The 14,479-nt window shown below is 74.9% G+C and carries 12 protein-coding genes; all 12 read left to right on the top strand.

Annotated features, from left to right (window positions below; genetic code table 11):
- The first annotated feature begins 70 nt into the window (after positions 1–70).
- Complete coding sequence (locus ACIRO3_RS34230) at positions 71–1,675, top strand: phage tail sheath subtilisin-like domain-containing protein (RefSeq protein WP_404143338.1); 1,605 nt, start codon at positions 71–73, stop codon at positions 1,673–1,675.
- A gap of 76 nt (positions 1,676–1,751) precedes the next feature.
- Positions 1,752–2,195: a phage tail protein gene (locus ACIRO3_RS34225; protein ID WP_361786396.1), complete on the top strand. Its 444-nt coding sequence runs from the start codon at positions 1,752–1,754 to the stop codon at positions 2,193–2,195.
- A complete protein-coding gene (locus ACIRO3_RS34220) occupies positions 2,195–2,707 on the top strand; it encodes a hypothetical protein (protein ID WP_404143336.1) in 513 nt (170 codons plus the stop codon). Before ACIRO3_RS34225 ends, ACIRO3_RS34220 begins: the two co-directional genes overlap by 1 nt.
- Positions 2,704–2,862: a DUF6760 family protein gene (locus tag ACIRO3_RS34215; RefSeq protein WP_404143335.1), complete on the top strand. Its 159-nt coding sequence runs from the start codon at positions 2,704–2,706 to the stop codon at positions 2,860–2,862. The genes ACIRO3_RS34220 and ACIRO3_RS34215 overlap by 4 nt, the downstream gene beginning before the upstream one ends.
- 3,049 nt (positions 2,863–5,911) lie before the next feature.
- On the top strand, positions 5,912–6,613 hold the full coding sequence (locus ACIRO3_RS34210; protein WP_404143333.1) for a hypothetical protein: 702 nt from the start codon (positions 5,912–5,914) through the stop codon (positions 6,611–6,613).
- A gap of 166 nt (positions 6,614–6,779) precedes the next feature.
- Positions 6,780–7,202, top strand: coding sequence for a phage tail protein (locus ACIRO3_RS34205; protein WP_404143331.1), 423 nt, complete (start codon positions 6,780–6,782; stop codon positions 7,200–7,202).
- 31 nt (positions 7,203–7,233) lie between these two features.
- Positions 7,234–7,959, top strand: coding sequence for a LysM peptidoglycan-binding domain-containing protein (locus ACIRO3_RS34200; RefSeq protein WP_404143329.1), 726 nt, complete (start codon positions 7,234–7,236; stop codon positions 7,957–7,959).
- The gene (locus ACIRO3_RS34195; protein ID WP_404143327.1) at positions 7,959–9,875 is read left to right on the top strand and encodes a VgrG-related protein; all 1,917 of its coding nucleotides are present in this window, start codon (positions 7,959–7,961) and stop codon (positions 9,873–9,875) included. The genes ACIRO3_RS34200 and ACIRO3_RS34195 overlap by 1 nt, the downstream gene beginning before the upstream one ends.
- Before the next feature lie 61 nt (positions 9,876–9,936).
- Positions 9,937–10,368, top strand: coding sequence for a GPW/gp25 family protein (locus ACIRO3_RS34190; RefSeq protein WP_361785183.1), 432 nt, complete (start codon positions 9,937–9,939; stop codon positions 10,366–10,368).
- Positions 10,368–12,326, top strand: coding sequence for a putative baseplate assembly protein (locus tag ACIRO3_RS34185; protein WP_404143325.1), 1,959 nt, complete (start codon positions 10,368–10,370; stop codon positions 12,324–12,326). The genes ACIRO3_RS34190 and ACIRO3_RS34185 overlap by 1 nt, the downstream gene beginning before the upstream one ends.
- On the top strand, positions 12,323–12,895 hold the full coding sequence (locus ACIRO3_RS34180) for a phage tail protein (RefSeq protein ID WP_404143324.1): 573 nt from the start codon (positions 12,323–12,325) through the stop codon (positions 12,893–12,895). Before ACIRO3_RS34185 ends, ACIRO3_RS34180 begins: the two co-directional genes overlap by 4 nt.
- Positions 12,892–14,433, top strand: a complete 1,542-nt coding sequence (locus tag ACIRO3_RS34175; protein WP_404143323.1) for an NADase-type glycan-binding domain-containing protein — start codon at positions 12,892–12,894, stop codon at positions 14,431–14,433. Before ACIRO3_RS34180 ends, ACIRO3_RS34175 begins: the two co-directional genes overlap by 4 nt.
- The last annotated feature ends 46 nt before the right edge of the window (positions 14,434–14,479 follow it).

Raw genomic sequence — 14,479 nt, 5'->3', positions numbered from 1 at the left:
GGACGTTTCGCCGGGCGCGACGCGCGCGTCAAGGTGGAGTGTCCTGTCTCGTACCCGAGGAGAGCAGAGCATGCCGTCCTATCTGTCGCCCGGCGTCTACGTCGAGGAGGTGGCCAGCGGTTCGCGCCCGATCGAGGGAGTCGGCACGTCGGTGGCCGCGTTCGTCGGTCTGGCGCCGACCGGCCCGCTGAACGAGCCCACGCTGGTGACCAACTGGACTCAGTACGTCGCGGCCTTCGGCGACTTCACCGACGGCTACTACCTCGCGCATTCCCTCTACGGGTTCTTCAACAACGGCGGTTCGGCCGCGTACGTCGTGCGCGTCGGCGGCTCCGCCGAGGACGCCGCCGGCCAGGGGCAGGCGTCCGCGCCCGCCGCGGTCGCCGCCGCGGCCCCCCCGGCCGCGCTGCCCGCCGCCGAGTCCCGCCCGCTCGGTACCTTCGCGGTGGCCGCCACCGCGGGAGGCAGCGGAGGCCCGCTGTCCGTCGAGGTCGCCGACGCCGAGGGCGAGGGCCCCGCCGAGCGCTTCAAGCTGATCGTCAAGGACGGCGACAAGCCCGTCGAGACCTTCGACGTGAGCGCGAAGAAGGGCAACCGTTCCTACGTCGTCACGCAGGTCAAGGAGCGTTCCAGGCTCATCACCGTGACGGAGGCCGCGCCGGCCGCGCAGCTGGTGCGTCCGGAGAACCAGACCGTGGCGCTGCCGGCGCCGCCGCCCGCGCCCGTCGAGCCGGCCGCGCCGGCCGGTCGCGCCGAGGCCTCCCACCCCGGTCCGGCGCAGTACCTCGGCGACTCCGCCGACCGCACGGGCTTCGGCGGGCTGGAGGCCGTGGACGAGATCTCCATGGTCGCGGTGCCCGACCTGATGGCCGCCTACCAGCGCGGTGCGATCGACCTGGAGGCCGTCAAGGCGGTCCAGCTCGGTCTGATCGCGCACTGCGAGCTGATGGGCGACCGGGTCGCGATCATCGACCCGCCGCCCGGTCTGAACGCCCGTGCCATCCGGGTCTGGCGCCAGGAGACGGCCAACTACGACTCCAAGTACGCGGCCCTGTACTACCCCTGGATCAAGTCCTTCGATCCGGCGACCGGGCAGTCCCGCCTGGTCCCTCCGAGCGGTCACATCGCCGGCATCTGGGCCCGCAACGACGCCGAGCGCGGTGTGCACAAGGCCCCGGCCAACGAGGTCGTCCGCGGCGCCGTCGACCTCGAACTCCAGATCACCCGCGGCGAGCAGGACCTGCTCAACCCGATCGGCGTGAACTGCATCCGGGCCTTCCCCGGCCGCGGCATCCGCGTCTGGGGTGCCCGCACCCTCTCCTCCGACCCGGCCTGGCGCTACCTGAACATCCGCCGGTACTTCAACTACCTGGAGGAGTCGATCCTGATCGGCACCCAGTGGGTGGTGTTCGAGCCGAACGACCACAACCTCTGGGCGCGCATCCGCCGCAACGTCTCCGCGTTCCTGGTCAACGAGTGGCGCAGCGGGGCCCTGTTCGGGCAGAGCCCCGAGCAGGCGTACTACGTCAAGTGCGACGAGGAGACGAACCCGGCGGAGTCGGTCGACCTCGGCCGGGTCATCTGCGAGATCGGCATCGCGCCGGTCAAGCCCGCCGAGTTCGTGATCTTCCGGCTGGCGCAGTTCTCCAGCGGCAACGGGGAGTTGGAGGAGTAACGGGGCGCGGAGCCCGCCTCCGCCGCCGTCGCCTCCCGCGGCCCCCTCCTCCCCTCTCCAGAAGGACAGCGAACACATGAGTCTCCAGCCGGGTGACGCCCTCACGTCACACAACTTCGGCCTCCAGATCGACGGGGTGATGGTCGAGTACCTGGCCGAGGTCAGCGGTCTCACCCTCGAACAGGACGTCATCACCTACCAGCAGAACAGCGCGCAGGGCCGGGCCGAGGTGTCGCTGCTGCCGGGCGTGCAGAAGAACGGCCAGTGCACGGTGGTGCGCGGCATGACCCAGTCGGCGTCGTTCACCCAGTGGATCAACGACTCGATCCGCGGCCAGATGAGCACGGCCCGCAAGAACGCCTCCATCATCATGATGGATTACCAGGACAACCCGGTGAAGCGGTACAACCTGCGCAACGCCTGGTGCAGCAAGATCGACGCGAGCACGGTGAAGGCCGGCGAGGCGTCCGCGCTGACCGAGACCGTCACCATCGTGTTCGAAGAACTGGTCATCGAGTAATGCGGCGTTCGACTGCCAGGGCCGCGGCCTCCACGGCGCCCCAGACCGCGTTGGCGGGAGCCGAGACCCCCCGCTCGGCTCCCGCCACCGCACCGGACCGCGCACCCGCCGGCCCGCCGACCGACCCGGCACCGAGGCAGTCCTTGCGCACCGAGTTTCCCTTCGAGTTGCCGCGCGGGTACGTCGACGACGCGGGCACCGTGCACCGGGACGGTGTCATGCGGCTGTCCACGGCGCGCGACGAACTGGTCCCGCTGCGGGACGTGCGCGTGCAGGAGAACCCGGCGTACCTGTCGGTGGTGCTGCTCGGTCGGGTCATCGTCCGACTGGGCACGCTTTCGATGGTGCACGACGGGATCGTGGAGAACATGTTCGCGTCCGACCTGGCGTTCCTCCAGGACTTCTACCGCCAGATCAACGCGGAGGGCCACACCCGCGCGGCCGTGCGGTGCCCGCACTGCTCGGAGCCCTTCGAGGTGGAGCTCGGCGGGAGCCGCCTGGGGGAATCGTGACGTACGCGACCGACCGGCTGCACGAGGAGATCGCGTACGTCGCCTACCACTTCCACTGGGGCCTGGACGCGATCTTGGACCTGGAGCACCAGGACCGGCGCCGGTACACCGAGCAGATCGCGTCCCTCGTGACGCGCGGCGGGTCGGAGGGCTGAGCGGGTGGCATTCCTGAACCGGCTGCGGGGGCGGCGGGGCGAGAACGGCCCGGCGGCGCCCGGCGGCGCCCCGGCTCCCGGCGGTGTACCCGCTGAGACGTCGCCGGCGGAGGCTGCCGGGGGCACGGCTCCCGCGTCCTTCGCGGCGCCGGTGGCCGTCGCCGCCTGGATCGGCCTGCCGCCGCTTCGGCGCACGACGGGCGACGGACCGACGGGCATCGCGGACGCCGGTTTCGGCGGGCGGCTGCCGACCTGGCAGAACCCCTCGTTCACCCGGGCGCCCTCCCCCGCGGTCCTGGACCCCGCGGCGGGCGGCGGCCTGCTCTCGGGTGTGATGCACGGCGAGTCCGCCCGGCCGGTCGCGGGGCTCGGACGGCCCGCCGCGGAGCTGCCGTCGGGCCGCCCGGCCGGCGGACCCACCGTGCAGCGCGTGCCCGTGGCGCCGCTGCGGGCGATCCCGACGCGGACGGGGCCCCCTGCGGCGACGGGGGCGCCTGCGGCGATCGGAACCTCCTCGGCGACCCGGACCTCCTCGGTACGCGAGGGGGGCCGGGCCGTCGGGTCCGTGCCGGCGGTGGGCGTGCCGGCAGTGGGCGCAGCCCCGGCACTTCGGGTACCGGCGCGCTCGGGCGGCGGCCGGCCGGCCCCGTCGCAGACGCGGACCCGGACTCAGGCGCCGGGCCTGGCGCCGGGCCTGGCGCCGGGCCTGGCGCCGGGCCTGGCGCCGGGCCTGGCGCCGGGCCTGGCGCCGACGTCGGCGCGGGAATCGGCGACGGCCCCGGCCGCGAGCCGTGGCGTCCAGGTGACGCCCGTACCGCCGGCGGTGCCCCGGACGCGGCAGCTCCTGGCCAAGGCACCGGCCGCGCCGGCGGCCGATCGGCGGACCCTGCCCGCGACGCGCCGGACCACCCTTCCGGTGCCGGGCCCCGCGTCCCCGCCGGCCGATGCCGCCGGGGGCGGCTTCGGCGCGTCCGCCGCCGCCCCGAGCGCCGTGCCCCCTGTGCAGCGGGCCGCGACTCCCCGCGCCGGCAGGCCGTCCGTCGCCGGGGACGCCCGGGCCCCTTCGTCCCCGGCCCCTTCGCCGGCCCCGACCCCTTCGTCGTCCCCGGGTGACCTCGGAGTTCCGGCCGCGGCCCCTTCCTCTCCGGCCTCTTCGCCGTCCCCCGCCCCTTCGCCGTCCCCGGCCCCTTCGCCGTCCCCGACTCCTTCGTCGTCCCCGGGTGACCCCGGCGTTCCGGCCGCGGCCCCTTCCTCTCCGGCCCCTTCGCCGTCCCCCGCCCCTTCGTCCCCGGCCCCTTCGTCGCCCCCGGCCCCTTCGTCGCCCCCGGGTGACCTCGGAGTTCCGGCCGCGCCCGTGGGCGACCCGCAGGTCGCCCGTCCCCTGCGGAACCGTCCGGTGCAGGGCGGCCCGGTACGGGACACCCCGCCGCGTCCCCCGTCCGCGCAGCGCACGGGTCCGGCCGCCGGGCGCGCGGGACTTGGCGCACCGGTACAGCGGCAGGCGGTGCGCGGGCCGGAGAGTTCCGCGCCGCGCACCGACATGCCGGGCGCGCGTGGGGCGTCGGGATCCGAGGCGGCGGCCACCGTGCAGCGTGCGGTGCCCCGGCGGGGCACCTCGCCCGCCGCGAAGTCGCCGCGTACGGACCCGCCCGGCGGTGCGCCGGCGGGCGCGGGGCCCGCGCCCGCTCCGGGGCCCCCGCCCGCTCCGGCGCCGCGGATGTCCGAGCGGCGTCCTGGTGCGTTCGGCTCCCGGGAGAGGGGCGCGACTCCGTCCAGCGCGGGGGAGAACTCGCCCGCGACCGATGCGTCCGGCCCCGCGCGGGAGGTGACACCGGCCTCCCCGGCTCCGACGTCCGCCTCGACCGGGGGTACGACGGCGGCAACGTCCGGGACCGGCGCGCGCGTTCAGCGATCGGCACCCGTGCCCGGTGTGCCCGCTCCCGCTCCCGCTCCCGTCGAGGATCGTCGCTCCTCCACCGTGCCCGACGGTACGGCCGCCCGGCCCACCGTCCAGCGGAACGTCCAGTCCCACGCACCCGCACCCGCGCCCACTCCCACTCCCGCGCCTTCGCCTTCGCCTTCGCCGTCACCGCCCACCAAGAGCAGTGCTCCGGCGGCCGGTCCGGGCGCGCCGGCGACGTACGCCGCTCCCCCGCAGGAACGCCCCGCCGTCCCCGCCGACCGGCCGACGACCGCGCCGCGCGACGCGCGAGGCGCGGGCGCCCCGGCGACGCCCCGACCGGCTCCGGACGCCCCGCCCCGATCCGGCGTTCCCGGGGCGACGCACGTTCCCGGCACTCCGCCGGTCCGGCGCACCGTGGCCCCGGCCGCCCCGGTGGCGGGTTCACCCGCCGGACCCGTTCCCGTGTCTGCGCGCACGGACCGGCCCGCCGACCCCTCGGTCCCGCGCCGGGCGTCGAGCCCGCAGCAGCCGCAGGCAGTCCAATCCCCCGCTGTCGCCCCGGCCGCCCCGTCGGCCATGGCGTCGCCTCCGGTGCAACGCTCCACGACCCGTCCGTCCGCGCCCGCCGGGCCACCGGTGCCCGTCGTCCCCCGCGACTCCGCGGCCGTACCCCCGTCGGCCGCCGGCGGTACGGGGCCTCGGCACGGGTCCGTGGCCCCTGGGCCCGTACCGGAGCGCCGGACCCCGACCGCGACCCCGACCACCGGTACCCGTACCTCCACCGGCTCCGCGCCTGTGGCGCCGCTGGAGCGCCGCGTCGCCGCTCCCCGTGCGGGGCTCGGTGCGCCCCTTCCGTCCCCGGCGCGCCCCGCGCCCGCACCGGGGGCCGCGTCACCGACCGCCCCGACGCCCGGCTTTGGCCATGGCACGGCCCCGACCGCCGCCCGCACGCCCGACGCCCCGCGCCCCTCCGCTGCCGCGCCGACCGCCGCGCGGCGACGCTCCCCGCTCGGCGCCCCGCTCGCGGGCACGCCCGCTCCCCCGCCGATCCAGCGGGCCTCGGCCTCGACCACACCAGCCACACCGGCCACACCGACCGCACCGGCCACACCGGCCGCGGCCACTCCCCCGCTCGCCCCTCCCCCGGTGACCCAGCCGCCCCCGATGACCCAGCCGCCGCCGGCCCTGCCGCCGCCCGCGCCCGCCGCCCGGCCCACCCCGGCTCCTCCCCGTACGGCCGGCGCCCTCCCCGTCCAACGGGCTTTGCCCGTGCGGGGCGTTCCCCTGCGCCGGCCCTCCCCGCACGGCGCGGACGCCACCGCGCGCGGTCCGCTCCCCGTGGCGCCGCTGACCCCGCCCCCCGCGGCGGCGCCTTTGGCGTTGGCCGCGGGCCCGGCGGCCGGGGCACCGTCCGCGAGTGCGACGGCGTTCGGGCCCACGGTCCAGCGTCTTCCCTCGTTCGGCTCCGGCTCCGGCTCGGGCTCGGGCTCGGGCAGGTCCATCGGTGCGCTCGCGTCCGCCGCGGCGGCCACCATGGCCTCGACGTGGGGGCACCTGCGGCCGTCGTCGCAGCACGCGCCGCCGACCACACCGTCACCGCCGACCACACCGCCGCCGCCAACGCCACCGTCCGAGCCTCCCGCGGCCGCCGGCACGTCGGTCTCCCAGGGGGACCCGCCGCCCGAGTACACCGCGGTCCCCGCGGGCGGGTTCGATCCGCGGGAGTTGACCGAGTTCCAGTTGGACGAGCTGGTGCACCGGATCATCGACCGGGTCACCCGCCTCGTCCGTGCCGAACTGCGCATGGACCGCGAGCGGATCGGCAGACTCCGCGATCCGCGCGCCTGACCGGCCACGCGGTTCCCCGAACCGCAGTCCCTACGTACGTGGACGGACCCGCCGACGGACCCGCCGACGGACCGCCCCGACCGCCCGGACCGCCCGGACCCGCGCCGGCCACCGGTGACCGGTCACCGCCCGACACCACCGCAGAACGACAGGAAGGCCACCTCGGATGCCCCGCCAGGACCCCGGGTCCACCATCTGGTTCACCCTCACCATCGACGGTGAGAGCCTCGGATACTTCAACGGGTGCGCAGGCCTGTCGTCCCAGGTGGAGGTCGAGCACCGACAGGAGGGCGGCAACAACGGCTTCGTGTGGCAGTTGCCCACCCGGGTCACGTTCTCCACCATTCGGCTGACCCGGCCGCTCACGCCGGACACCGCGAAGGTCGCCAAGTGGATCTCGTCGGTCCAGACGGGGATCAAGCGGCCCACCGCCCAGATCGCGGCGCTGCGGGCCGACGGGTCGCTGGTGGCCCGATGGGGGCTCATCGACGTGCTGCCCGTGAGCTGGCAGGGGCCCACCCTCGACCCCGCGAGTCCCGCCGTGGCCACGGAGGTCCTGGAGATCGCCCACCACGGGTTCACGGACTGACGGCGCGGCGGAGCGGAAAGGAGGCACATCCATGGCGAAGAGCAGCAGCAGGGGCGCCGGCAAGAGCCTGGTGCGGGCGACGTTGGCGATCCACGAGCCCCCGATCGGGACGAGCACGACGCCCGGGGCGCTGATGCGGACGTTCGGCTTCGAGTTCAATCCGGCGCAGCTGTCGCTGAGTCGGCGCGCGCAGTGGAAGGCGACGCCGACGATGGCCGTGCGCGACGGCTCCAAGCCGGAGTTCATGGGCGCCGAGCCGCGCGAGATGACCCTGGAGGTCTTCCTGGACTCGTCGACCGCGCCGACCGGCAACACGGTGCTGAAGAAGGTCGAGTCGCTGTTGGGCTGTTGCGAGGTCACGGCGAAGAGCATCGCCGCCGACCAGCCGTCGCCGCCGTGGGTGGTGTTCGAGTGGGGGTCGTTCTCCACGGCCCGTTTCGTCGCGTACGTGAGTTCCGTCGAGGCGTCGTACAGCCTCTTCGGCACCACGGGCGTGCCCATCCGTGCCACCTGTCAGGTGCACCTGGTGGAGATCCCGGGGAAGACCAAGGGCCAGAACCCGACGTCCGGTGCGCTCACCGCCCAGCGCGTGCACCGGGTCGTGGCCGGCGACTCGCTGCAGTCGCTGGCGTGGCGGGAGTACGGCACGGCCACCGTCTGGCGGGCGATCGCCGAGATCAACGGCATCGACGACCCGTCCCGGTTGCCGACGGGCACCGAACTGGTGCTTCCCGCGCCCGAGGAGGTGTCGCGCTGATGGTGCAGCCCGCGTTCTCCAGCATCATGCAGGTGCGGATCGGCTCCGCGAAGCTGCCCGACGACATCGCCCCGCTGCTCGTGGAGGGTTGGGTCGATCAGGGCGTCGGCGTGCCCGCCGCGTTCCGGCTGACCTTCCGCGATCCGTACCGTCTGGTCCTCGGCAAGCTCGGCGTCACGTTCGGCACGCGGGTGGTCCTCACGCCGATCGCCGACGGCCAGGGCGGTGGCAAGCCCTTGTTGACCGGTGAGGTCACCGCGTTGGAGGCCGACTACGACGGCACCGGCAGTTTCACCGTGATCCGCGGCTACGACCTCGGGCACCGGATGATGCGCCGGCGTCGTGTGGCCGCCTACCGCAACCAGAAGGCCTCCGACATCGCCCGCAAGCTCGCCGCCCTGGACGGGGTGCCGATCGGCCGGATCCAGCCGACGAAGGGCACGTACGGCTTCCTCAGCCAGTCCAACGTCACGGACTGGGACTTCCTCTCCCGGCTCGCCGACGAGAGCAACATGGTGATGTCCCTGGACGCGAAGGGGAAGTTCCGGTTCGTCACGCCGACCCCGTCGGCCGGTGGGCCGTCCCCGCAGACCGACGGTGACAAGAGCCCCTTCGTGCTGCAGGCCGGCCACGACATCCTGCGGCTGCGGGCGGCGGTCACCGCCTCCGACCAGGTCGGCACGGTGGAGTCGCGCGGTTGGAACGTGACCACCAAGAAGAAGATCGTCGAGACGGCCCCGGCCGCCACCGATCCGGGCATCTCCATCGGCCTCACCCCGGGTCAGGCGGCCGGGAAGTTCGCGTCGGCGCGGCTCGTCGAGACCGCCACGCCGTACGACCGGCAGGACGAGGTCCAGAACGCCGCCAAGGCCCTCGCCGCCGACGTCACCTCGTCGTTCGCGGAGCTGGAGGTCGCCGTGTACGGCAATCCCGAGCTGCGGCCGGGGGTGCCCGTGGCCCTCGGGGACGTGGGCAAGCCCTTCGAGGGCAAGTACACCGTCACCTCGGTGCGGCACGTCTTCGGCGACGGCAGGCACTACGAGTCGTGGATCACGGTGAGCGGGCGCCAGTGGCGCTCCCTCTACGGGCTGGCGTCGGGCGGGGGCGGCGCGGACACCACGAGCGCCGCCCGACTGCCCGGTGTCGCGAACGCCATCGTCACCGACGTGCAGGACCCGTTGAAGCAGGGGCGGGTCAAACTCCAGTTCCCGTGGCTGGACGACACGTACGTGAGCGACTGGGCGCGCAGCGTGCAGTCCGGCGGCGTGGGCGGCGGTGGTGTCTTCCCCATGGACGTCGGCGACGAGGTGCTGGTCGGCTTCGACCGGGGGGCGCTGGACCACCCGTTCGTGATCGGCGGTCTCTACAACGGCCGGGACGTGCCGACCCGGGTCGCCGACGTGCCCCTGCACGACGGGCTGAAGAGGAAGGCCGCCCGGCACACCGTGTCCGACCGGCAGGGCAACCGCGTCGACCTGCTCAGTCAGCGGACCGGCGGGCGCAGGCAGGGTGTCCGCATCGCCAGCGGAGACGACCGGCTGACCATCAACCTCGACCGCACCAAGACCGAGATCACCGTCGACAGTTCGGGGTCGGTGACCATCAAGGGCGGCCGTTCGGTGTCCATCGAGGCGGGAACCGACCTGACGCTCAGCGCCCGGCGCCGGCTCACCATCAAGAGCGGCGGGCTCCTCGACATCCAGGGCCGGGGCCTCGTCAACATCAAGTCGCTGGCGGGTGCCCTCACCATCGACGCGATGGGCGCGCTCAACCTGAAGGCCCTGGGCGCCACCATGATCTCCTCCGGCGGCACGGTGCAGGTCAACTCCATCGCCAACGTCGGCATCCGCGCCGTCCGGCTCGACCTCCAGGGTCTGGTCTTCGTCAACACCGTGAAGTACCCCCTCCCCGCATGACCGGACGAACGCACCGGCGCGCCCGTGCCGGCGGCAGAAGGAAAAGGCAGGTGGCCCACTGATGGCCGAACAGTTCATCGGCTCCGGCTGGGCGTTCCCGATGCGCATCGGACCCACCGGGGGCATCGCGCTGGTCAGTGGCGAGCGCGAGATCGAGGAGGCCATCCGGCTCGTCCTGGCCACCGCCCCGGGCGAGCGTCCGATGCGCCCGGAGTTCGGCTGCGCCATCCACGACCTCGTCTTCGCCCCGGTCAACGAGCAGACCGCGGGACGCATCCAGCACGAGGTGTACGTGAGCCTGGACCGCTGGGAGCCCAGGATCGAGGTCCACGACGTGGAGGTCTCCGCGGGCGGCGACCAGAGCGTCCTGTTCATCGACGTCCGGTACTCCATCCGCGGGACCAACAACCCGCGCAGCCTCGTCTTCCCCTTCTACGTCATCCCCTCCCACGACGAGCCGGGCGCGCCGGGCGCCCCGGAAAGCGACCGCTGATGTCCCTGCCCTCCCCCAATCTCGACGACCGGCGCTTCCAGCAGTTCGTCGACGACGCCAAGCGCTACATCCAGCAGCGCGCCCCGGAGTGGACCGACCACAACGTCTCCGACCCCGGCGTCACGCTCGTCGAGACGGTCGCGCACATGGCGGACCAGATCGTCTACCGGCTCAACCGCGTCCCGGAGAAGAACCACCTCGCCTTCCTCGACCTGGTGGGCATCACCCTCTTCCCGCCGTCCGCGGCGCGCACCGACGTCACCTTCTGGCTGTCCGCGCCCCAGGAGGACGTGATCCTGGTCCCGGCCGGCGCCGAGGTCGCCACGCTGCGCACCGAGCGGGAGGACGCCGTCGTCTTCGCCACCGAGCGCGACCTGGCCGTCGTCCCGTGCGCGCTGTCCCACGTGGTGGTGCAGCACCACGGGCAGCCCGTCGTGGACCGCACCACGGACCTCGTCGAGGGCAAGGACGTGCTGTGCTTCACCGAGGCCCCGAGCCCCGGCGACTGCATGCTCCTCGGTCTGAGCGCGGCCGCCCCGCACTGCGCGCTCGCGCTGGAGCTCGACAGCCGCGTCGACGGCGTGGGTGTCGACCCCCGTCAGCCGCCGTTGCGGTGGGAGGCCTGGACGGAGGACGGTTGGCAGTCCTGCGAGGTGGACCGGGACGGTACCGGCGGTCTCAACCGGCCCGGTGACGTCGTCCTGCACCTGCCCGCCGGTCACGTGCTCTCGCGCAACGGCGGGCACGAGGCCGGTTGGGTCCGGTGCCGCGTCACCGACCCGCTGCCGGGCCAGCCCTTCTACACCACCTCGCCGAGCATCCGTTCCGTCGAGGCGTACACCATCGGCGGCACCACCCGCGCCGTGCACGCCGAGACCGTCCACGACGAGGCCCTCGGCGAGGCCACCGGGCTGCCCGGTCAACGGCTGCGGCTCACCCACGCCCCGGTCGTCGCCGACGATCCGCCGCTGATCCTGCAGAGCGCCGACGACGACGGCTGGCAGGACTGGCGGGTGGTACCGCACTTCGCCGCCTCCCGGCCGGGCGACCACCACGTCACCCTGGACGCCGCCACCGGCGAGATCGCCTTCGGCCCGGCCGTGCGCGAACCGGACGGGACACTGCGCCAGTACGGCGCCGTCGCCCCCAAGGGCGCCGTCGTCCGCGCCCACCGCTACCGCACCGGAGGCGGACGCGGCGGCAACGTGGCGCGGGGCGCCGTCCAGGTGCTGCGCACCTCCATCCCGTACGTCGCCGAGGTCGTCAACCGTGAGGCGGCGCGCGGTGGTGTCGACGGCGAGACGGTCGAGGAGGCCAAGTTGCGGGCGCCGATCACGCTCCGCGCCCAGGACCGCGCCGTCACCTTGCGCGACTACGAGGAGCTCGCGCGCCGCGCCGCGCCCGAAACCGCGCGCATCACCTGCCTGGAGGGCGAGGAAGGCGAGCACGGCGCCTACGCGGTCCGTGTCCTGGTCGTCCCCCAGGCCGTCCCCGACCCGGGCGGGCGGCTGCGTTTCGAGCAACTCGTGCCCGGCGACGCCCTGTTGGGCCGGATCACGCGCCACTTGGACGAGCGCCGTCTCATCGGCACCCGGCTGGCCGTCGGCCCGCCGTACTACCAGGGCGTCACCGTCGTCGCCACGGTGCACGCCTTCCGCGGCGTCGACACCGACCGGGTGCGCCGCCAGGCGCACGACGCGCTCTACCGTCACCTCGATCCGCTGACCGGCGGCGCGGACGGCCAGGGCTGGCCCTTCGGCCGGCCCGTCCAGACCGGCGAGGTGTTCGCGGTCCTCCAGCGCGTCCCCGGCGTGGAACTCGTCGACGAGGTCGTCCTGCACCCCGCCGATCCCCTCACCGGCAAGCGCGGCGACCCGACCGACCGCATCGACCTGGAACGGCCCTCGCTGGTCTTCTCCTTCGACCACCGCGTCCGGGTGATCGGGGACGGCGGATGACGGCCACCCCCTACCGGGGCTCCGTCGACGGCCTCGGCTCCTCGCTCCCGCTGGGCACGATGCTCCCCGCCGTCTTCGCCGACGACGACCTGGCCCAACGGTTCGTCGGCGGACTCGACGACGTCCTCGCGCCCGTCCTGAACGTCCTGGACTGCCTGGACACCTACTTCGACCCGGCGCTGACCCCGATCGACTTCGCCCGGTGGCTCGGCACCTGGGTGGGCGCCGAGACCGACGGCGGGGAACCCGAGCCCCGGCTGCGGGCCGCCGTCGCGGCGGCCGTCGCGCTGCACCGGATCCGCGGCACCCGCCGCGGCCTCGCGGAGGCGGTACGTCTGGCGTTCGGCGTGGCACCCGAGATCGCCGAGAGCGGCGGCGCCGACTGGAACGCGCGCCCGCTGGGCCCCTTCCCGGGCGCCCCGCGCCCCCGTCTGCACGTCACCCTCCGGCTGCCCGACCCGACTCAGGCCGACGTCCACCGGCTGGACTCCCTCGTCGCCGCCGCCCGCCCCGCCCACATGCCCTACACGGTCGAGGTGACCGCCACCGAAAGGACCCCGGAAACATGAGCACGCAGAACTGCGCCGAGTGCGGAACGCGCGCAGAACCGGGCCAGTCCTTCTGCGACGCGTGCGGCGCCGTGCTGAGCTGGGACCAGGGCGCCCGCGCCGCTCGACCCGCGAGCCCGTCCGAGCACGCCGCTACGCCCGAGCACGCCCGTACGACCGCCGGCGCCATGGACGCCGCCCGTGCGGAACGGGCGGCGCGGGCCGCCGGCCGCGCCACCGGGCCCGCCGCGACGTCCGCCCCCGGCGGTTCGCGGGGGCCGGCGTCGGGTCCGGCGGAGCCGGAAGGCCTGGAGGGCTTCGGGGGTTCGCAGGTCACGGGAACGCGGGACGCGGCCGACGGTGCGGGAGCGTCCGGGGCCGCGGCAGCGACCGGCGCGCCCGGACCCGCCGAGGCGACCCGGCGTGCCGGTGAGTCGGATCGGCCCGGGCGGCCCGGGCACTCGGCACAGCCGGACGAGCCGGGGGGCGCCGGGCCGGCCGGTACGGCCCGCACCGCCGACGGCGACGGGGTGCCCGGACCCGCTCCGGCGCGCCCGAGCACCGCGTCGCCGCAGGACACCCCGTCGCCGCAGGACACCGCACCCACCGAGCCCGTGCCCGCCGCCCGGAACCCGGCCCCGCACGCGCTGAGCGACACCATGTCCGACCGGGCACGCTCCCTCCTGGTGCCCGTGGCAGACCCGCAGGCGCCGCACCCCGCCCAGTCGGCCGCCGCGCCCGTCCTGCCCGGCAGGCCGGACGCCGACCGGCCCGCCGTGCGCGCCCCCGGGCAGCAGCCCGGCATCGCGGGCGGCCCGCCGTGCCGGTGGTGCTCGACCCCCAACCGTCCCGACCGCCACTACTGCGTGCGCTGCGCGATGCCGCTGGCCGAGACCGGCGAGGCCGCCGCAGCGAGGCGGGCACCCTGGTGGCGCCGGCTCTTCGCCGGGCGGCGCCGCGAGACGCCGTGGGCGGGCGACCGTCCCCGGCTGCGCCGCGTCTTCGACCGCATCGGCACCTGGATCATCCTCGCCGTCGTCGTCACCCTGGCGATCCTCGGTCTCGTGTACCTTCCCGACGGCGTGCAGGCAACCCGGGACCACTTCGCCAAGCGCGCCCCGGTCGCCCCGGACCGGCTCGCGGCCTCCCGCTCGTATCCCGGCCACAAGCCGGAGCTGGCCTTCGACAAGCGCAGCAACACCTGGTGGGGGCCCGGGGTCTCCGCGTCCGGCCAGGGCGAGTGGATCGAGGCCACCTTCAGCGAGCCGACCCGGCTGCTGGACCTGATCATCACCCCGGGCGTCTCCGCGCGGGCCGAGAAGATCGGCGAGTCCGCCCTGCCGCACCGCGTCACGGCGACGATCACCGGGAAGGACGGCAAGGTCACCACGCGCCGGCTGACCCTGGATCAGGGGGCGGGCGGCCAGCGGCGTCCGTTCCGCGTCGGCGAGGTCACGAAGGTCCGCTTCACCATCGAGTCGTCGCACGCGGTCTCCGCCGACAAACAGGTCGCCATCACGGAGATCGAGTTCTTCGGCCCGTCGAACGCCAACCGCTGACCGGGCGCACCGCCGGCGGATCGCCGGCGGATCGCGGCGGGTCGGT

Source organism: Streptomyces sp. NPDC102278 (assembly GCF_044766345.1).
In the GTDB taxonomy this organism is placed as follows: Bacteria; Actinomycetota; Actinomycetes; order Streptomycetales; family Streptomycetaceae; genus Streptomyces.
This window is presented reverse-complemented; position numbering and strand designations above follow the sequence as displayed.